Genomic DNA, 18,468 nt, shown 5'->3' with positions numbered 1-18,468 from the left:
CATCAACGGTAGGCGATGCACAATTTTTCATCAGATTCATTGTGATTTCCTTAGCGTAATAAAGCGTGAAGAAAGCCTTAATCCATCGAAGAACAGATCCGGCTGTTTTCAAAGGCGGCATTGCCGGTAAAACGGCGACCATGCTGATACATCAGACGCTTCTTTCAGGCCATGAAGCATTTCGTGCAGGCGGGGGCTTAGTTCGTAGTAAGAAAGCCGATAATAGAAAACTGTTTTTGCGGTTCAAAGGATTATGACGGATTAGATAAACGAAATGCGGCGCAGCTTCCGTATTCGGGCTGGGCCGGAGGAACATCAGAGGTAGCGCGAAGGCCAGATGTCAACGGTCAGGATTTCAATAATTATGTGGATGAACGAGATCTGACAGCGTGGGCTGGTTTAGAAAAGCCTGCTTTCGAGCAGGCTTTTGCTTTTCTACTTTCCGCTACCGGCTCTGCTCATATTCAATCGCTGCGCGTACTGCCGCCAGCGCAACGCTAAGCTGTTCAATCGAGACCGACCCCAGCGCCACACGAATGGCCTGCGGAACATTAGGTGTCACGCAAAAGGGTTCGGCAGTTGAGACAGAAATCTGTTGATCCATCAGTAATTTTGCCACCCGATCGGCCCGACTCTCCTCAGCCAGAGGCAGCCAGAGAAACCACGAGTCCGGGTGGCTGATGCAGGGCAGCGGCCCCAGCATATCGCGGGCGAGACGCTGGCGAAGACGAGCATCACGCCTTTTTTGCGTCGCCAGCTTTGAGACGGTTCCGTCCACAATCCACTGGCAAACCAGCGCGCTCATCACCGAAGGGGTATTCCACGTAGTTGCCCGTATGGCACGTTCAAGCGCAGGACGCCAGGCATCGGGGCAGACCACCATCCCCACGCGGATTCCGGTGGCGACATCTTTTGAAAAACCGCTCACATAAACCGTTCTTTCCGGCGCATAACTGGCTACCGGTGACGGCGCACGTGCAGCCAGATAAGCGTAGGCTGCGTCTTCAATCACCAGCAGGTCGTACTGGCGGGCGATAGAAGCCAACCGCCGGCGCTGACGGCTACTCAGCACCCAGCCGAGAGGGTTGTGTAACGTTGGCATGGTATAGACAGCGCGCACGTGACGTATCTGACATAGACGGGCAAGCACGTCGAGATCGGGGCCTTCATCGCCAACCGGAATGGCGAGCAGCTCCAGCTGATACAGTGCGGCTAGCGCTTTGAAGCCCGGATAAGTTAAGGCATCGACGGCCACCACATCACCGGGACGCAGCAACCCCATGACCGAAACGGCCAGCCCATGCTGAGCACCGTTAACAATCAACACGTTCTCTGCCCGCGTGGCCAGCCCCTGAGCGCTGAGGTGATGGGCAATAATGTCCCTGTCTCCCAGCCTCCCGGCGTGGGGCTGATAACGGAGATGCGATTCAATATCGCCAACGTTAGCCAGTTGCCGCAACCCTTCACGTAACCGATCGCCCTGCCCCGGCAACGAAGGATAGTTGAAGTTAAGATCGAGCACATCTGCGGCGATCGCCTGTTGATCGATACCGTGCCCCACGGCGAGCGCGATTTCTCGCACAAAGGTGCCGCGCCCGGTCTCCCCACTCACTAACCCCATCGCCTCCAGCTCGGCATACACCCGGGTCGCCGTCGCCAGCGAAATATGATGCTCGGCGGCCAGCTGCCGATGCGTGGGTAAACGGCTACCCGCCATCAGTTTCCCGCTGCGAATAGCCTGAGCATAGGCGTCAACCAGCGTTTTGTATCGCGCCTTCATGCAATGTATCCATGACAATAATTTGATTGTATCGAATAGAAGAAACTACCATCGCCGCGACAATGACTCAACGACAAGGAGCAAGGGATGAATATCGTAGACGCAAAACAGCAGGCGCATTCCGGGTGGCTCAACGGGTTGCTGGGGGTGATTATTTTCAGCGGTTCGCTACCGGCGACACGAATAGCGGTGCTGGAAATGGATCCGTTCTTTCTGACTTTTTTACGCGCCTCTATCGCAGGGTTGGTCGCCGTCACGCTGCTGAAGGCATTTCGTCAGCCCAGGCCACATCGCGGGCAAATCCTGCCGTTGCTCATTGTGTCTCTGGGGGTGATTATTGGCTTTCCGCTGCTGACCGCGCTTGCACTGCGCTACGTCACCGCCGCCCATTCCATTGTATTTATCGGGCTACTTCCGCTGGCGACAGCGATTTTCGGCGTCCTGCGTGGCGGCGAACGGCCACGTATCGCCTTCTGGATCTTCTCACTGCTCGGCAGCCTGCTGGTGGCCGGGTTTGCGCTCTGGCAAAGCGCAACGCTATCTCTGACCGGTGATGTGCTGATGCTTGCCGCCGTTCTGGCCTGCGGCCTGGGTTATGCGGAAGGCGCAACGCTAACGCGTGAACTGGGCGGCTGGCAGGTCATCGGCTGGGCGCTGGTGATATCATTGCCAGCCATGTTGCTCGCCGCCTATATCACCCGACCACCCGTGCTGGATGCATTTTCCCTTTCGACCTGGACAGCAGTGGGCTACGTCTCGTTATTCAGCATGCTGATTGGTTTTATTTTCTGGTACAAGGGGCTGGCGGCAGGCGGGATCGCCGCCGTGGGGCAGCTACAGCTATTACAGCCATTTTTAGGTTTGCTGCTCTCGGCCATCCTGCTTCACGAGGCGATAAGCCCGCAGATGATGATGGTGACGCTCGGCGTGATTTTGTGTGTGATCGGGTCGCGGCGGTTCGCGCGATAACGCGACGCCGGGAACGCCCAGCGCCGCGAGAACGGGATTACAGCGCGGCGTGAATCATATCCAGCACTTGCATATTGCGGACGGTCTCATCCAGCGGAATCAGCCGCGAAGGCTGGTTGAGCACCGCGCTGGAGAAATGGCGAATTTCGGCCTGATAGCGGTCAGACTCGCTAACCGGCAGTTCACGCACACCTTCAGCGGTATGCAGGTGCAGCGCGCCGGCATCGTCGAGGAACGGTTTATCAACAATCAGCATGCCTTTCGTGCCGATAATTTCCGCGTAATTGCGGCCATAAGCGTTAAAACCGCAGTGAATATTCGCAATCAGCCCATCTTCATACTGAAGCAATGCCGAGAGATTGGTATCAACGCCCTGGTCCGTTTCGCACAGCGCTTTGCAGCGTACCGGCAAGCGTCCGGTCACCATGCCGATAAAGTTCACCGGATAACAGCCCACGTCGTACAGCGCCCCGCCGCCCAGCGCAGGTTGCATTTTGATGGTATTTGGACGATCCAGCAAGAAACGGAACGAGACGTTAATATGTCGAAGTTCACCCAGCGCGCCGCTTTCCAGTACCTGTTTGATCACCCGTACGCGGTCGGTATACTGATACATAAACGCCTCCATCAGCAGGCGGTTATGCTGTACCGCGGCCTGCTGCATCTCCTGCGCTTCGGCGGCCGTCAGGCCAATCGGTTTTTCACACAGCACGTGCTTACCCGCTTCGAGCGCGCGAAGTACCCACTCCTTATGCAGCGAGTTTGGCAACGGGATATAAACGGCCTGAATGGCCGGTTCGGCAAGCAGCGCGGCATAATCGCCGTAGCTCTGTTCCCATTCACCGGTTGGCAGGTCGGCCTGGTTGCGTGATGCTACGCCGTAAAGCCGCGCATTATCCGCGCGGGCAATGGCCGGAATAATCGAATTTTTGGCGATTCGGGCATAGCCCAGTACGCCCCAATTCACGACGGTGCTCATCTCATTCTCCCTGGAAATACCCAGCAAAAAGCCCGCACGAAGCGGGCCTGACGATATGTATTGATCGCTTAAAGGGTGTTATGTGAGACGCTAATATTCACTGGCATACCCGAGCGTCGCTCGAGTACCGATTTTGCGCGATTCACATCAACTCCCTGCCCTTCAGTAAAACTACGCAGGGCGGGCGTCATTGGCAACGGAACTTTGTTATCTGATTCATATTCTGTGCGGTTGCGCGACAGCGGCTCATGCACCTCTACCCAGCGACTACCGTCCGGCTCGGTGGTGTACTTCACCGGCTGGTCGATAATCTGTACCCGCGTGCCCACAGGCACGTTATCAAACAGGTACTTGATATCGTCGTTGCGCAGGCGGATACAGCCCTGGCTGACGCGCAGGCCAATGCCGAAATTCGCATTGGTGCCATGAATGGCATAAAGCCGCCCAATATAGATGGCATACAGCCCCATCGGGTTATCCGGCCCGGCAGGCACAAAAGCGGGCAGACTTTCTCCGCGCTTTGCATACTCGCGACGGGTGTTCGCCGTCGGCGTCCAGGTTGGCCCCTCCTGTTTGCGTTCCACCGCCGTCACCCAGTTACGCGGCGTTTCGCGTCCGGCCTGACCTATGCCTATCGGCAGCACTTCAACGGTATTGCTGTCCGGCGGATAATAATAAAGGCGCATTTCTGCCACATTCACCACAATCCCCTGACGCACGGTGTCGGGCAAAATCAGCTGCTGCGGGATCACCAGCGAGGATCCCGATTTCGGCAAAAACACGTCAACGCCCGGATTCGCTTCCAGCATATTGCTCAGCCCTTGCCCGTACTGGGCCGCAAATGCCTCCAGCGGCAGCCGGTTATCCTGCGGCACCGTGATATTCAGCGTGCTGCCCACTAAACGGCTTCCCTCCGGGGGAAGCGGATAAGTTACGGCAAGGGCGCTATGGCTAGCCGTCGCCAGAATTAACGCACACCAGAGTTTTACACGAGGTCCCATTTCCCTTTCCTCATTCACGGCAGATATCGGTTAATTATAGCTTTTTTCACTCACCGCGCTGCTATTCCCGTTGCGTACGAAGAATATGGTTAAAGGTTAATCAGTTGTTATATGGGAACCGGCTAGCGCTTTTGTTTCATCATCCGCTGACATACTATCGGGAAAAGCTGCAGACCTGACACAAGGAGCGAACGATGAGTAATACGGGCGTGAGTCTGACCCCTGAGCAGGCGCTGGATCAACTCCAGGCGCTGTACGATCAATCGGTAAATGCATTACGTGACGCCATCCGTCTGTTTATTGACGATCGCTCACTGCCCAGCGCCGAAGCGCGGGCCAACGGATTATTTGTCTACCCACAGCTCTCGGTCTCCTGGAGCGGCTGCGCGCACAAGGCGCAGAAAACCCGTGCGTTTGGCCGCTTTACCCACTCCGGCTGCTACACCACCACCATCACCCACCCAACGCTATTTCGCAGCTATCTGCTGGAACAACTGTCGCTGTTGCATGAGGATTACGATGCGCATATTGAAGTTAGCCTGTCGCAGCACGAGATCCCCTATCCGTATGTGATAGACGGCCTCAATCTCGATCGCTCCATGAGCGCCGATCTCACGCGTTTCTTCCCGACGACTGAACTGTCGCAGATTGGCGATGAAACGGCGGATGGCTTAACCCATGCCACTGAGTTCTATCCGCTGTCGCATTTCGATGCCCGCCGCGTCGACTTCTCGCTGGCGCGCCTGCGTCACTACACCGGCACACCGGTCGAACACTTCCAGCCGTTTGTGCTGTTCACCAACTACACCCGCTACGTCGATGAGTTCGTGCGCTGGGGTTGCAGCCAGATCCTCGATCCTGACAGCCCATACGTATCGCTTTCCTGCGCGGGCGGGATCTGGATCACCGCCGATACTGAAGCCCCGGAAGAAGCGATTTCCGATCTGGCATGGAAGAAGCACCAAATGCCCGCCTGGCATTTGCTCACTAAAGATGGTCAGGGAATTACGTTGATTAATATCGGCGTCGGCCCATCCAATGCCAAAAATATCTGCGATCACCTGGCGGTATTACGCCCGGATGTGTGGCTGATGATTGGTCACTGCGGCGGCCTGCGTGAAAGTCAGTCGATTGGCGACTATGTGCTGGCGCACGCCTATCTGCGCGATGACCACGTGCTCAACGCGGTGCTGCCGCCGGATATTCCAATTCCGAGCATCGCCGAGGTGCAGCGTGCACTGTACGACGCCACCAAGCAGGTTAGCGGTATGCCGGGAGAAGAAGTCAAACAGCGGTTGCGTACCGGCACGGTAGTCACCACCGACGACCGTAACTGGGAGCTGCGTTATTCGGCTTCCGCGCTGCGCTTTAACCTGAGCCGCGCGGTAGCCATTGATATGGAAAGTGCGACCATTGCCGCGCAGGGCTATCGCTTCCGCGTTCCCTACGGCACGCTGCTGTGCGTGTCGGACAAGCCTCTGCACGGAGAGATAAAACTGCCTGGTCAGGCTAACCGCTTCTATGAAGGAGCGATTTCCGAGCACCTGCAGATTGGCATTCGGGCCATCGACCTTCTGCGTGCTGAAGGCGACCGCCTGCACTCACGTAAGTTACGCACCTTCAACGAACCGCCGTTCCGTTAACCCCTTTCCTCGGCTCGCCACGGCGATGTCGAGGAAGTGGCTGAACGCAGAAAAGCAAAAAGCCTGCTCGAAAGCAGGCTTTTCTAAATTTGGCTCCTCTGACTGGACTCGAACCAGTGACATACGGATTAACAGTCCGCCGTTCTACCGACTGAACTACAGAGGAATCGTTTGAACGAGGCGCATATTATCGGGGTACCCCGTGGTTGTCAAAGCCTGATTTGCAGAAAATAAATCGTTTGTTGATTTAATCTGCAATCAGGCTGAAAACTGACGATTTTTGCCGATTTTACCCGCAACTCGCCGTTATGCGGCATCTTCTTTTTTGGCTGGCGCATATTTCCACGCCCAGCGCCCGGTCACCAGACGGCGATAGAAAAGCACGGCACGCGCTGCCCAGTCGAGGAACATCCCCATCCAGACGCCAACCACTCCCCAGCCGAGCAGGATACCCAGCACGTAACCAACCACCACGCGGCAGCCCCACATGCTCAGCATGGAAACCCACATGGCGAAGCGCACATCGCGCGCCCCTTTAAAGCCCGCCGGCAGCACCCAGGAAGCCGCCCAGATGGGCATAAAGGCAGCGTTCATCCACAGCAGGATTTTCACCACCTCTTTGACATCCTCTTCATGGGTATAAAACGACGCAAACAGCCCGGCAAACGGCGCCGTCCCCCACGCAATCACGGTAAGTACAATGGTCGACATCCAGAAGACGTGACGCAGTTGCCGTTCGGCCTGCGCGAGCTGACCGGTGCCAAGCCGTTTACCGGTGATAATGGTCGATGCCGAGCCCAGCGCGTTACCGGGCAGGTTTATCAGCGCCGCCACCGAGAAGGCAATAAAATTACCGGCAATAACATCAGTCCCCATCCCGGCGACAAACATCTGGGTCAACAGTTTGCCGCCGTTAAACAGCACCGATTCGACGCTGGCCGGGATCCCAATCCCCATCACTTCCCAGATAATCGCGAAATTCAGTGGCTTAAAGTAGCTTTTAAGCGGAATGCGCAGGGCCGGATTGAAACCCACCATCAGCACAATGATGATCATCACCGCGCCGATGTAGCGCGAAATGGTCAACCCGAGCCCCGCCCCGGCAAAGCCAAGACCGTCCCAGCCAAATGCGCCGTAAATCAGCACGCTACTAATCATAATATTGAGGATATTCATCCCGCCGTTAATCATCAGCGGAATCTTCGTATTCCCGGCCCCACGCAGCGCACCGCTGCCAATCAGCGCGATCGCGGCGGCAGGATAGCTCAGAACGGTCAACTCGAGATAGGTCAACGCCAGCGCCTTCACTTCTGGCGTCGCGTCGCCGGCAACGATATTAATAATCCCGGCGCCAAAATAGTGAATGACCGCCGCCAGAATCGCCGCGAACAGGGTCATGATCACCAGCGACTGTCGCGCCGCCGCACGCGCCTTGCGGCGATCCCGCTTGCCGAGACTAAACGCCACCACCACCGTTGTCCCAAGGTCAATGGCGGCGAAGAACGCCATAATCACCATATTGAAGCTATCGGCGAGACCGACACCTGCCATAGCCTCTTTTCCCAGCCAACTGACGAGGAAGGTACTCAGCACGCCCATCAGCAGAACGCAGGTATTTTCCAGAAAAATGGGTACAGCAAGGGGGGTGATTTCACGCCAGAAGAGAACTCGATAACTTTTGCGTTTTTTATACCAGGGCGTGCGCGAGACGGCCTGGCGAAGCACGGCGGTGACGTTCAAAATGGACCTTAGTTCTGAAAGTTGAAACTCCATTTCAAATGATGAGGGAGAATCACCGATCCTGCAAAACATTTTTCCTTAATTTTTGTCTGGAATGACGACAAATTGTTGATGGAATAGGCAACTGCACCACAAAGCGATAATTGGCGTTTGACAAAAGTTTTTTCGCCGCTAAGATACGACTCCACAGCGATTCCTCTGTAGTTCAGTCGGTAGAACGGCGGACTGTTAATCCGTATGTCACTGGTTCGAGTCCAGTCAGAGGAGCCATATTTTAAAATCCCGCTTAAGGAAACTTAAGCGGGATTTTTGCTTTTAACGCCTTTCCTGTTCCGCAATTCGAACCAGCAATGCGCCAAGCAAGGCGAGATCGACAGGCAACGCAAGCGCAAAGACGTACCCCATCAAGCCTGGTGCTGCGCAAGCCTGAATCAGTAAGGCTGCCGCCAGCGCCACGGCGCAACTCATCATCGTGCCCATCCGTTTCTCGACAGCGTGCTGACCGTGGGCCATCCCCAGCCCTACGCCAGCGATAAGAATGCCGGGCAACAGTGCCATCCCTGGATGCGCATTCAACGTGGTCAGCAATACCAACAGCCAGCCCATCGCGGCCAGTAGAAAGCCGTGACGCGCGATCCCCCGCTGACGCGCCAGCACAACGCCCAGAGCAGCACTTGCCACCAATGCGGCCAGCAGGATCACGCTGATGCCCACACCAACAATCGTCGCCATTTTCAGCAACAAGCCACCCGCAGCGATCCCGGAACCTAGCGCAATGGCGCGTAGCGCACCCGCTTCGCCCGGCAACGTAGCGTTATGTATCTCTGTACTCATTTTCGACTCCCGACATCATCATGAGAATAATTCATTTCTCGCTTTACATGCCGGGTAGCCTACGCCCTGTATAATGGCTTAAACAAACGCATAGTTTTCAGCTATAGATGAGAAAAACTCAGGTATGAAAAAAATACGCCTCCCGCCACTTGGCGCGCTGCGGGCGTTTCACGCAGTCGCCGAAAGCCAGAGTTTTAAACGGGCTGCCGACACGCTGGGTGTGAGCGCTACGGCAGTCAGCCATCAAATCAAACTTCTGGAGTCAGTGCTTGGGTGCCGGGTCTGCGAGCGCAGCGCGCAGGGCATGAGTCTGACGGAAAGTGGCCGAGTGCTTTATGCAGGCACTCAGCGCGCCTTTGCCGCACTCGAAGAGGCCACAACACAGGTACTTCGCGCTCAGCAGCCGCCCTCGCTGACGGTCACCACCACGTCCAATTTTTTAACCCACTGGCTGGTGCCGAGGTTGGCGGACTTTAAAGCGAAATTCCCGGCCATAGACCTGCGTCTGCACACCAGCGTCGAGCGCGTCGATCTCAGCCAGCGAACCGTAGACGTGGCAATTCGCTACCGCGAGACGCCGGAAGCGGCGCTGCACTGCACGCTGCTGTATACCGATCGCTTTATCGTCGTCGCCAGCCCGACGCTGAAGATATGCAAACCCGAGGATTTGCAGGCGGTGACCTTATTCCATGTAGAGAATCGCCGCGTTCCAGCCGCGGAACCGAGTTGGGAAAACTGGCAAAAGCGCTATGGACCTGAAGGATTAAACATTCAGGCTGGATTAACCTTTAGCGATGAAACGCATGCGTTACAGGCCGCGGTCGCGGGCCAGGGCGTGGTGATTGCCAGCGAACTGCTGGCGCGGGATCTGCTGGAACGCGGAGTGCTCACCGCACCGTTCAACATGACGTTGCCCGGCGCGAACTACTATCTGGTCGCAACCGAAGAAACCGCGCAGCGCCAGGATATTTTGGCGCTGCGGGAATGGCTGCTGCGACAGATGATAACCAAATAACCCGTTATACCGGCAGGACGATGTTGCTACCCGCCAGCGTACCCATACGGTTATACATGGCGCAGGCCGACTCGACGATATGCATCGCCATCGCCGCGCCGCTGCCCTCGCCCAGGCGCATCTCCATGTGCAGATACGGCTCAAGCTCGAGATGCGCGAGCGCGATACGCGCCCCCTTCTCTGCGGAGAAATGGGAAGGAATCAGATACGGCTTCACCCCCGGCGCTATCCGGCAGGCGGCCAGCGCCGACGCATAGGACAAGAAACCATCCAGCACCACCGGCAGGCCACAGGACGCGGCGCCGAGCATCACGCCAGTCATCCCGAGCAGATCATAACCGCCCACTTTCGTCAGCACATCAAGACCATCTTCGGCGTTAGGCTGGTTCACAGCGATAGCGCGGCGAACAACCTCAACTTTATGCCCCAGCTGCGTCTGCGGCAGGTTTGCCCCTACGCCAACCACCGCTTCCGGCTCGCTGTCGGTGAGCACGCTCACCATCGCCGCCGCTGGAGTGGTATTTGCCATGCCCAACTCGCCCACGCCAAACAGCGTCACGCCCTGCTCCGCCAGTTGACGCGTATAGCGAATAGTTGCCATCAGAACCGACTGCGCTTGCTCCGCGCTCATCGCCGGCCCCTGCGCAATGTTGCCGCTGCTGCGCGCGACCTTCATATCAATCAAGCCGGGAATCGGATCGGCATCAATACCGACATCTATCACGTGCACGTCGGCACCGGCCTGGGCGGCCATCACACAGACACCGGTGTTATGGCGAGTCATATTTGCCGCCTGGATTGCCGTGACAATCTGCGGCGAAACCGCGACCCCTTCATGCCAGACCCCGTGGTCGGCGCACATTACGAGGATGGCTTTCTTCGCCACCTGCGGCGTACCGTGCAGCCCCGGCATACCGGCCAGCTGCACCGCCAAAGACTCCAGACGCCCCAGGCTGCCGGTGGGTTTCAGCAGCCCATCAATATGTTGCTGTGCTTGTGCCATCGCGGCGTTATCGACGTCAGGAATCGCCGCTAATAATGAAGCCAGTGTTTGCATATTTTATTATTTACCCCGTTAAACGCTGGCTTACAGTAGCGCCAGCAAGAAAATCACTTCGCCTAGCTCGATGGCCGCGCCCAGCGTATCGCCGGTTTGTCCACCGAGCGTGCGTTTCAGCAACAGGCCTAAAATAAAGACGCCAATAAACGCCACCAGCAACGCACGCAGGCCATGCATACCCAGCATGGCGGTAACCAGCGCGCCGCCGATAACCAGCGTAACCCAGGTCTGGCGGAAGCTGATTTTGCCGATAAACAGATTGCCCAGCCCCTCTTCCCGCGCATAGCGGTGGCGGTACATCATCAGCACCGACCCCGCGCGCCCGGCAATACAGGCGCCGGCAATGGCGGCGAGCATCGGCGTATCGCGTAGCGCCAGTTCACTGACGGCCAGCACTTTCGCCAGCAGGACGAAGATCAGCGCCAGGCCGCCGTGAGTGCCCAAGCGGCTGTCGCGCATAATTTCCAGCATTTTTTCACGGCGGCGAGCAGAGAAAATACCGTCGCAGGTATCCGCCAGCCCATCCAGATGAAAGCCCCCGGTCAGCAGCGCCAGCGCCAGTACCGCAAAAAACGCCGCCAGCGGGATCCCGCACCAGGCCTGAACGATGATAAATACCAGGCCGCTCAGCGCCCCGAGCAGCAAGCCAATAAACGGAAAGGTGATCACGCCGCTGACGTAGCGGTCTAAATCCAGCCCCTGCGACCAGCGCTGCGGCACCGGCAGACGGCTCATAAACGAAAGGGTAGCGAAAAACAGTCGGCTCATTTTATTTTGACTCCAATCCCTGATACCACCAGCCAGACGTCATCCGCCGCCTGCGCCAGCTTTTGGTTCACACGCCCGGCAATATCGCGAAAATGCCGGGCCAGACGATTCTCGGGCACGATGCCCATCCCCACTTCGTTGGTCACCAGCACCACCGGTGACGGGCAGGCTTGACAAGACGCTATCAGCGCATCGATTTCAGCGTTAACTTCGCGTTCCAGCGCGTCGAAGTCCCAACGCTCAATCTCGTCCGGGTTACCCGAGGCAAAGAGAATGTTGGTCACCAGCGTCGTGATGCATTCCAGTAAGATGGCTTCGCTGGGATCGTTGTGGGGGGTAATGATGTCGGCAAGATGTTGCCAGCGTTCTTCTGTGCGCCAGTGCGCGGGGCGGCTGTCCCGATGATGTTGAATGCGCTCGGCCATCTCGGCGTCGAAAACTTGCGAGGTCGCGATATAGCAAACCCGGGAGTACTGGCTGAGTAACGATTCAGCGTGGCGGCTCTTGCCGCTGCGCGCGCCGCCGGTCACCAGCATCATGATTGCGCTTCCTGATGTTGCTGCATTGTTAGCGAGTTCCTTTGATATCAATATGTTCCCACATAACTGTGGCTAATATATCAAACACAGAGCTTTATACTCCGCATTGCTCGCGATGTCACTGAGGTTGTGGCGGTGGGATTAGGGGGAAGGAAAAACAATGGCCAGGTGACGGCAGCGCCGCCACCCGAGAAGGACGGTTACTCGCCTTTCTGCTCGCCCATCACTTTCAGTTTCTTAGAGATGTCGCGGCGTTCTTTAGACAGTTCAGCATTTTTGATGATGTAGTCATCAACGCGATCTTCGTAGTCGCCCTTCATGCTGGCAATGATGCCCTGAATAGCTTCAACGCTCATGCCCGGTTTGATGTAGTCGCTGAGGTTGTCCAGCAGCAGGACACGCTTCTGGTTGTCACGGATCTTTTTCTCAACGTCCTGGATTTCGCGCTGCAGTTTGTTCTTGCGACGGAACAAACGTACAAACTCCAGTACGTCCTGAAACGAAGGTTTCGTGGTTTCCATTTTTATACCCCTGATAGTTGAGAGTCGGATTCGTTAAAACAACGGCTACACGATAAGGTACACATTACTGATATCCCCTTCAACCAGTATGACTTCGCGTATCACCGTTGCGGCAAACAATCATTTTTGCTTTGAGTTCATCATAACCCTAAATCCAGCTGAATCGAAACAACCAGACGAAAAACCCTGCGCATCTGCCTTTTATTTACGCAATGCGCGGCACATCAGACTGGAGAGAAGCTCCAGTTGCCGCGCCAGTTCCATACTCAGCCAGACGTAACCATGAATCGGCGTTTCCGAAAGGTTATCGCCCTTGTAGTCATTCACCAGTTGGCGTAGTTCGGCGACAATGTCGTTGAGCTTCTCGCTGTTGGCCTTAATAGGCCGCGGATTACCTTCGTACAGCGCGTGGGCGATGGAGAGCAGCGTTTGCTGCGTCATGGTCTGAGTTTCACGCAGCGTCTGGGCGTTGAGCATCAGCAGATGGCTCGGGCGGGTCGCCCAGTGGGCGTTAATTTGCAGCTCCAGCATACACACCAGATTGCGGCTCACGGTCTGAATGGCCTCAAAGATGCCTTTGTGAATATGCGTCTCTTTGCTGGCCGGGGTGATCAGACCGCGCATTTTCACCACGTCGTTAAGCACCGTTTGCAGGTGTTTTTCCAGCCTCGGCCGCTCAATCAGGTTAGGCGACAGGCCTGCCTGGTAGATGCGGTTAAACTGGGTGACGAAAGTCGCCATCTGGATACGCCAGTGGATAAACGCCCGCTGCGGCCAGATACCGGTAAACAGCATCGCCAGCAGACAGCCGAAAATCACGTCGCCGCTTCGCCACAGCGCGGTGGTCATATCCCCCGGCGGCGCGCCGACCACCACCCCCAACGTGATGCCAATCAACAGCGCCTGATACGGTTTCTTACCCAACGCCAGCCAGCCGCAGAGGAACATCGCCGCCGCGCACCAGATGATCATCAGCGGCAGTGAGATAAGCTCCAGCTTGAGGGCGACCAGGCCCAGCGCGGAGCCAAGCACCGTACCGCCAATCCGCTGGAAGGCGCGTGGAACCACGTTGCCCCAGAACGAAATCGGCCCCATGACCACCACCAGCGTGATCAGCGGCCAGGAGCCGTCAGGAATGCCAAGCAGGCGGACGATAAGAAACGTCAGGACAAAAGCCAGCGCAATGCGTGCGCCGTGCACGGTACTATAGTGTCGATATAAGCGTATTTCAAACGGGCTGAGTGACTTATCCGGACGCACACCCACTCTCCACAAAAAACGAAAGGGCAAATTGTACCTGCTCCGTCAGGCAACGACCACCGGGAGCGCAAAAACGCCCCTGAAAAGGGGCGCTAATCGATTAAATAGAGTTTACATCAGGCTTTGTGATGCAGGTAATCGCTTAAGCGCGAGAACAGCCCACCTTTGCCAACGCTCTCCAGCGTCACCAGCGGCCACTGCGCCACCACTTTATCGCGGTCGAGCAGTTGGATTTCCCCCACCCGCTGATGAGCAGCCAGCGGCGCTTCCAGCTCTTTTTTATCCAGCACGTATTTGGCTTTAATATTCGGCACTTCGGCTTTCGGCAGCGCTAACCAGAAATCCTGATCGGTACCGAGAGCAATCTTTTCTTTATCGCCATACCAGATACGCTCGGTCCCGACCTTTTTACCGTTTTGCAGAACCTGCACGGTATCAAAGTTTTGCTGGCCCCAGCGCAGCAGCGTGCGGGCCTGGTCTTCACGACCTTTCGGGCTGTCGGCGCCCATCACGACGGCAATCAGACGACGCTGGCCGTCCACCGATGACGCGATCAGGTTAAACCCGGCACCGGAAGTATGCCCGGTTTTCAGGCCGTCAATGTGCATGGTTTTTTCCCACAGCAGGCCGTTACGGTTCTGTTGGGTGATACCGTTCCACGTCAGGCTCTTCTCGCTGTACATATGATAGAACTCTGGCTCACCGTGAATAATCGCGCGCGAAAGCACTGCCAGATCGTAAGCCGAGCTGTGCTGGCCCGGTGCATCAAGGCCATGGACGGTTTCAAAATGCGTGTCGCGTAGATTCAGCTTCTGCACGTAGTCATTCATCATTTTGACAAACTGCGGTTGGCCGCCGGCCACGTAGTCCGCCAGCGCCACACAGGCGTCATTGCCGGAATCCACTATCAGGCCACGGCTCAGATCGCGAACCGAAACGCGGTCGCCCGCTTTCAGGAACATGAGCGACGAACCATTAAATACCGGGTTAGCCGCCGCCCAGGCATCACGCCCGACGGTGACGATGTCGTCCGGCGTGATGCGATGGCTATCAATAGCCCGATCCACCACGTAGCCGGTCATGAGCTTAGTCAGACTGGCTGGATTGCGCTGCTGATGTTCATTACCTGCGGTTAAAATCTGCCCGGTTGTATAATCCATAAGTACCCACGAACCTGCTTTAATCGCGGGCGGGGTGACAGCAGGCATTGCGATATTGTCGGCAAATGCACACGAAACGCTCGAAGCGAGCAAAGAAACGGCAACAAGAAAACGGGCTTTCAACGGAACATCCTCAACTTTTACAAATTCGCCGTCCTTTTTACGGAAGTTTGTGCCTCATGACAGGGCTAAATTGCAAGAAAATATGACATATCTCTATTTTCACACAAAAAAATCCCCTGCGTGACGGATTCCAGAAACGGTTCTGGCGCTTCTGATGCCAGGCTAAATCGTTTACCATGGACATTCAATGCCATACACGGACACAGTTAACGCCATGCAAGAGACCTCCAGCGCGCCGGGATTCCTGTTTCACGACTATGAAACGTTCGGAACCAGCCCTTCCCTCGACAGACCCGCGCAGTTCGCCGCTATTCGCACCGATAAAGACTTCAATATTATCGGCGAGCCAGAGGTCTTTTACTGCAAACCGGCGGACGACTACCTGCCGCAACCGGAAGCGGTGTTAATTACCGGCATCACCCCGCAGGAAGCGCGCGCTAAGGGCGAAAACGAAGCCGCATTTGCCAAACGTATTCACGATATTTTCACTGTGCCGGAAACCTGCGTGGTGGGCTACAACAACGTCCGCTTTGATGATGAAGTGACGCGCAATATTTTCTACCGTAACTTTTATGATCCTTACGCCTGGAGCTGGCAAAACCGCAATTCGCGCTGGGACCTGCTTGACGTGATGCGCGCCTGCTATGCCCTGCGCCCGGACGGCATCAACTGGCCGGAAAACGACGACGGCCTGCCGAGCTTCCGCCTGGAACATCTCACCAAGGCCAACGGCATTGAGCACAGCAACGCCCATGATGCGATGGCCGACGTTTATGCCACCATCGCCATGGCGAAGCTGGTGAAGGCCCAGCAGCCAAAGCTGTTTGATTATCTGTATGCCTACCGGGGCAAAAACAAGCTGATGACGCTGATTGACGTCCCGCAGATGAAGCCACTGGTGCATGTCTCGGGAATGTTTGGCGCCTGGCGTGGAAACACCAGTTGGATTGCGCCGCTGGCCTGGCATCCGGATAACCGTAATGCGGTGATCATGGTCGACCTGGCGGGCGACATCGCCCCGCTGCTCGAGCTGGACGCCGATACGCTGCGCGAGCGTCTGTATACGCCGAAGGCCGAGCTCGGCGACACCTCGCCGGTGCCGATTAAGCTGGTGCATCTGAATAAATGCCCGGTGCTGGCGCAGGCCAATACCCTGCGCCCAGAAGACGCTGACCGTTTAGGCATTAATCGACAGCACTGCCTGGATAACCTGAAACTGCTGCGCGATAACCCGCAAGTGCGCGAGAAGGTGGTGGCGATATTTGCTGAAGCCGAGCCGTTTGTCGCATCGGACAACGTCGACACCCAGCTTTATAACGGTTTCTTTAGCGACGCCGACCGCGCGGCGATGAAAATCGTGCTGGAGACTGAACCGCGCAATCTGCCGGCGCTGGACATTACCTTCGCCGACCCGCGTATTGAGAAGCTGCTGTTTAACTTCCGCGCACGCAATTTCTCCGGCACGCTGGATGAAAACGAGCAACAGCGCTGGCTGGAACACCGTCGGCAGATCTTCACCCCGGAATTTTTACAGGCCTACGCCCAGCAACTGGAGATGTTGTACGGTCAGTATGAGGGGAATAACGAGAAGCTGTCGTTGCTGAAGGCGCTGTATCAGTACGTGCAGGAGATTGTTTAAGTCAACATAGCAACGCCGGGAATCTTCCCGGCGTCGATTTAAATGCATCGCATTACTTCTGTACGGTAATTGTCCACGCCGCATCGCCAGACTGCTGATAGTCCGTGACCGTAAAGCCCTCTTCCGCCGCCCACTGCGGGATAGCTTCCGTCGCCTGAGTACAGTCGAACTCAATCACCAGCTGGTCGCCGCTGGCCAGTTCCGCCATCGCCGCCTTCGCTTCAATTAACGGGAACGGGCAAACCTGCGTGACTACGTCCAGTTTCTTCACAACCATTTTTTCTACTCCTTAAGCCGTTGCGGTTTTCAGTTTTGCTTTCCGCTGCGGGCGAACATACAACATCCACGACGCGCACCACACGCCGAGAATCATAAATACCAGGCCAATCCAGCCCTGCCAGGTCATCATCGCCGTCATCACCAAACCGTTGCCGATCGAGCAGCCGCCGGCAATGCTGGCACCGAAGCCCATCAGCACGCCGCCGCTGGCGCTACGCAGCGTGGTACTGGCATCGGCAGCGCGGACGCGGAATTCACGGCTGGCTTTCGCGGCGATAAACGAGCCAATAAAGATCCCCAGCACCAGGAAGACGCCCCAGTTGAGGAATTTACTATCGCCACCGACGAGGAACTGGAGGATGTTGGCGGTCGGCGAGGTGATACCAAGGCCAAACATACGTCCGGTGGCCTCACTCAGCGGCCAGGCCAGCAAGGCGATAAGGCCAATCAGCACGGCGGTCACAAACGGATGCCAGCGCTTTTCAAACAGCAGATGCGCCAGGCCAGTGCGGCGCGGCGGCAGAGAGGCAACCTTCAGCTTTGGTTTGCGCAGCTCTTTGCGCACAAACCACAGCGTCACCACCACCAGCAGCGCAATAATCGGCCAGACGGAGATATTCAGGGTTTCGGCAATGCCGTTGTGGGCTGTCGTGTGTTGACCGAGGAATTGGTTGAGCCCAGCCGCGTGCGGTGAACGCATGATCGCGCTCATCACCATATAGGTAACCAGTGCAATCCAACTGCCAATCAGCCCTTCCCCGGCGCGATACCAGGTGCCGGTGGCGCAGCCGCCCGCATAAACGATACCGATACCAAAAACAAATCCACCCACCACGGTGCCAAGCCATGGGAATGCGCCCGCATCGTACTGCACCAGGCCAAGCTGGATCAGCGCGAACACGCCGATACTCTGGATACAGATAGCAATCAACAGTGCGTAAAACATGCGGTTATTTTTGGTGATATACATATCGCGAAAGCCGCCCGTCAGGCAGAAACGGCCGCGCTGCATAACGAATCCCAGTAAGGCCCCGCAGATCATGCCACTTATTATCATGTGCAACATAAGAATCAATTAACTCAATATTATCAGTCTTAAAATTATTCCTGACCCCGCCGGACGGCTCCAATAACCAAAAGCTCTATATTATTCCCGAC

Annotated in this window: 18 protein-coding genes and 2 tRNA genes; 5 read left to right on the top strand and 15 right to left on the bottom strand. The window is 56.5% G+C overall.

The window, feature by feature from the left end:
- Nucleotides 1-445: 445 nt before the first annotated feature.
- Nucleotides 446-1,780: an aminotransferase-like domain-containing protein gene (locus tag NNN71_RS17665; protein ID WP_271459012.1), complete on the bottom strand. Its 1,335-nt coding sequence runs from the start codon at nucleotides 1,778-1,780 to the stop codon at nucleotides 446-448.
- Between the two features lie 87 nt (nucleotides 1,781-1,867).
- On the opposite strand from NNN71_RS17665, the gene NNN71_RS17660 reads away from it, so the two are divergent.
- Nucleotides 1,868-2,749 carry a DMT family transporter gene (locus NNN71_RS17660; RefSeq protein WP_271459011.1) on the top strand — a complete coding sequence of 294 codons (882 nt, stop codon included), beginning with the start codon at nucleotides 1,868-1,870 and terminating at the stop codon, nucleotides 2,747-2,749.
- Between the two features lie 37 nt (nucleotides 2,750-2,786).
- Here the strand turns inward: NNN71_RS17660 and NNN71_RS17655 are convergent, their stop codons facing one another.
- Together NNN71_RS17655 and ldtA are read right to left on the bottom strand one after the other, a co-directional pair.
- Nucleotides 2,787-3,728, bottom strand: coding sequence for a Gfo/Idh/MocA family protein (locus NNN71_RS17655; RefSeq protein ID WP_271459010.1), 942 nt, complete (start codon nucleotides 3,726-3,728; stop codon nucleotides 2,787-2,789).
- A 68-nt stretch (nucleotides 3,729-3,796) separates the two neighbouring features.
- A complete protein-coding gene (gene ldtA / locus NNN71_RS17650) occupies nucleotides 3,797-4,729 on the bottom strand; it encodes a L,D-transpeptidase (protein ID WP_163448872.1) in 933 nt (310 codons plus the stop codon).
- 194 nt (nucleotides 4,730-4,923) lie between these two features.
- On the opposite strand from ldtA, the gene NNN71_RS17645 reads away from it, so the two are divergent.
- A complete protein-coding gene (locus tag NNN71_RS17645; RefSeq protein WP_167575499.1) occupies nucleotides 4,924-6,372 on the top strand; it encodes an AMP nucleosidase in 1,449 nt (482 codons plus the stop codon).
- Between the two features lie 90 nt (nucleotides 6,373-6,462).
- Here NNN71_RS17645 and NNN71_RS17640 read toward each other — a convergent pair.
- The 3 genes from NNN71_RS17640 to NNN71_RS25295 all read right to left on the bottom strand — a co-directional run bounded on the left by NNN71_RS17640 (nucleotide 6,463) and on the right by NNN71_RS25295 (nucleotide 8,300).
- Nucleotides 6,463-6,538, bottom strand: a tRNA-Asn gene (locus NNN71_RS17640).
- Nucleotides 6,539-6,678: 140 nt separating this feature from the next.
- A complete protein-coding gene (locus tag NNN71_RS17635; protein ID WP_163448874.1) occupies nucleotides 6,679-8,145 on the bottom strand; it encodes an EmmdR/YeeO family multidrug/toxin efflux MATE transporter in 1,467 nt (488 codons plus the stop codon).
- Nucleotides 8,121-8,300 (bottom strand): DUF5951 family protein, encoded by a 180-nt coding sequence (locus NNN71_RS25295; RefSeq protein ID WP_223802931.1) that lies wholly within the window; start codon nucleotides 8,298-8,300, stop codon nucleotides 8,121-8,123. The genes NNN71_RS17635 and NNN71_RS25295 overlap by 25 nt, the downstream gene beginning before the upstream one ends.
- A gap of 6 nt (nucleotides 8,301-8,306) precedes the next feature.
- Between NNN71_RS25295 and NNN71_RS17630 the strand changes: the two genes are divergently transcribed.
- Nucleotides 8,307-8,382 (top strand) — tRNA-Asn (locus tag NNN71_RS17630).
- Between the two features lie 45 nt (nucleotides 8,383-8,427).
- Here NNN71_RS17630 and NNN71_RS17625 read toward each other — a convergent pair.
- Entirely contained in the window at nucleotides 8,428-8,946 is a 519-nt protein-coding gene (locus tag NNN71_RS17625; protein ID WP_271459009.1) for a hypothetical protein, read from the bottom strand.
- Nucleotides 8,947-9,070: 124 nt separating this feature from the next.
- On the opposite strand from NNN71_RS17625, the gene NNN71_RS17620 reads away from it, so the two are divergent.
- Nucleotides 9,071-9,961: a LysR substrate-binding domain-containing protein gene (locus NNN71_RS17620; RefSeq protein ID WP_271459008.1), complete on the top strand. Its 891-nt coding sequence runs from the start codon at nucleotides 9,071-9,073 to the stop codon at nucleotides 9,959-9,961.
- Nucleotides 9,962-9,965: 4 nt separating this feature from the next.
- On the opposite strand, the gene cobT is transcribed toward NNN71_RS17620, so the two are convergent.
- From cobT to dacD, 6 genes are all read right to left on the bottom strand, one after another.
- Nucleotides 9,966-11,018: a nicotinate-nucleotide--dimethylbenzimidazole phosphoribosyltransferase gene (cobT, locus tag NNN71_RS17615; RefSeq protein WP_271459007.1), complete on the bottom strand. Its 1,053-nt coding sequence runs from the start codon at nucleotides 11,016-11,018 to the stop codon at nucleotides 9,966-9,968.
- 30 nt (nucleotides 11,019-11,048) lie between these two features.
- Nucleotides 11,049-11,789, bottom strand: a complete 741-nt coding sequence (gene cobS / locus NNN71_RS17610) for an adenosylcobinamide-GDP ribazoletransferase (protein ID WP_064544398.1) — start codon at nucleotides 11,787-11,789, stop codon at nucleotides 11,049-11,051.
- The gene (cobU, locus tag NNN71_RS17605) at nucleotides 11,786-12,331 is read right to left on the bottom strand and encodes a bifunctional adenosylcobinamide kinase/adenosylcobinamide-phosphate guanylyltransferase (protein ID WP_163448886.1); all 546 of its coding nucleotides are present in this window, start codon (nucleotides 12,329-12,331) and stop codon (nucleotides 11,786-11,788) included. The genes cobS and cobU overlap by 4 nt, the downstream gene beginning before the upstream one ends.
- A gap of 197 nt (nucleotides 12,332-12,528) precedes the next feature.
- Complete coding sequence (locus tag NNN71_RS17600; RefSeq protein ID WP_035894853.1) at nucleotides 12,529-12,849, bottom strand: DUF496 family protein; 321 nt, start codon at nucleotides 12,847-12,849, stop codon at nucleotides 12,529-12,531.
- Between the two features lie 201 nt (nucleotides 12,850-13,050).
- Nucleotides 13,051-14,109: an FUSC family protein gene (locus NNN71_RS17595; RefSeq protein ID WP_271459006.1), complete on the bottom strand. Its 1,059-nt coding sequence runs from the start codon at nucleotides 14,107-14,109 to the stop codon at nucleotides 13,051-13,053.
- A gap of 116 nt (nucleotides 14,110-14,225) precedes the next feature.
- Nucleotides 14,226-15,392: a serine-type D-Ala-D-Ala carboxypeptidase DacD gene (gene dacD, locus NNN71_RS17590; protein WP_163448878.1), complete on the bottom strand. Its 1,167-nt coding sequence runs from the start codon at nucleotides 15,390-15,392 to the stop codon at nucleotides 14,226-14,228.
- Between the two features lie 214 nt (nucleotides 15,393-15,606).
- Here dacD and sbcB point away from each other — a divergent pair, with 214 nt between their 5' ends.
- Entirely contained in the window at nucleotides 15,607-17,031 is a 1,425-nt protein-coding gene (gene sbcB / locus NNN71_RS17585) for an exodeoxyribonuclease I (RefSeq protein WP_271459013.1), read from the top strand.
- A gap of 52 nt (nucleotides 17,032-17,083) precedes the next feature.
- On the opposite strand, the gene tsuB is transcribed toward sbcB, so the two are convergent.
- Both tsuB and tsuA read right to left on the bottom strand, forming a co-directional pair.
- The gene (gene tsuB, locus NNN71_RS17580; RefSeq protein WP_001575873.1) at nucleotides 17,084-17,308 is read right to left on the bottom strand and encodes a thiosulfate utilization sulfurtransferase TsuB/YeeD; all 225 of its coding nucleotides are present in this window, start codon (nucleotides 17,306-17,308) and stop codon (nucleotides 17,084-17,086) included.
- 12 nt (nucleotides 17,309-17,320) lie between these two features.
- Nucleotides 17,321-18,376: a thiosulfate utilization transporter TsuA/YeeE gene (gene tsuA / locus NNN71_RS17575; protein ID WP_271459005.1), complete on the bottom strand. Its 1,056-nt coding sequence runs from the start codon at nucleotides 18,374-18,376 to the stop codon at nucleotides 17,321-17,323.
- Nucleotides 18,377-18,468 lie beyond the last annotated feature (92 nt).

The organism is Kluyvera sp. Awk 3, from assembly GCF_028069715.1.
GTDB classification, from domain to species: domain Bacteria; phylum Pseudomonadota; class Gammaproteobacteria; order Enterobacterales; family Enterobacteriaceae; genus Kluyvera; species Kluyvera georgiana_A.
This window is presented reverse-complemented; position numbering and strand designations above follow the sequence as displayed.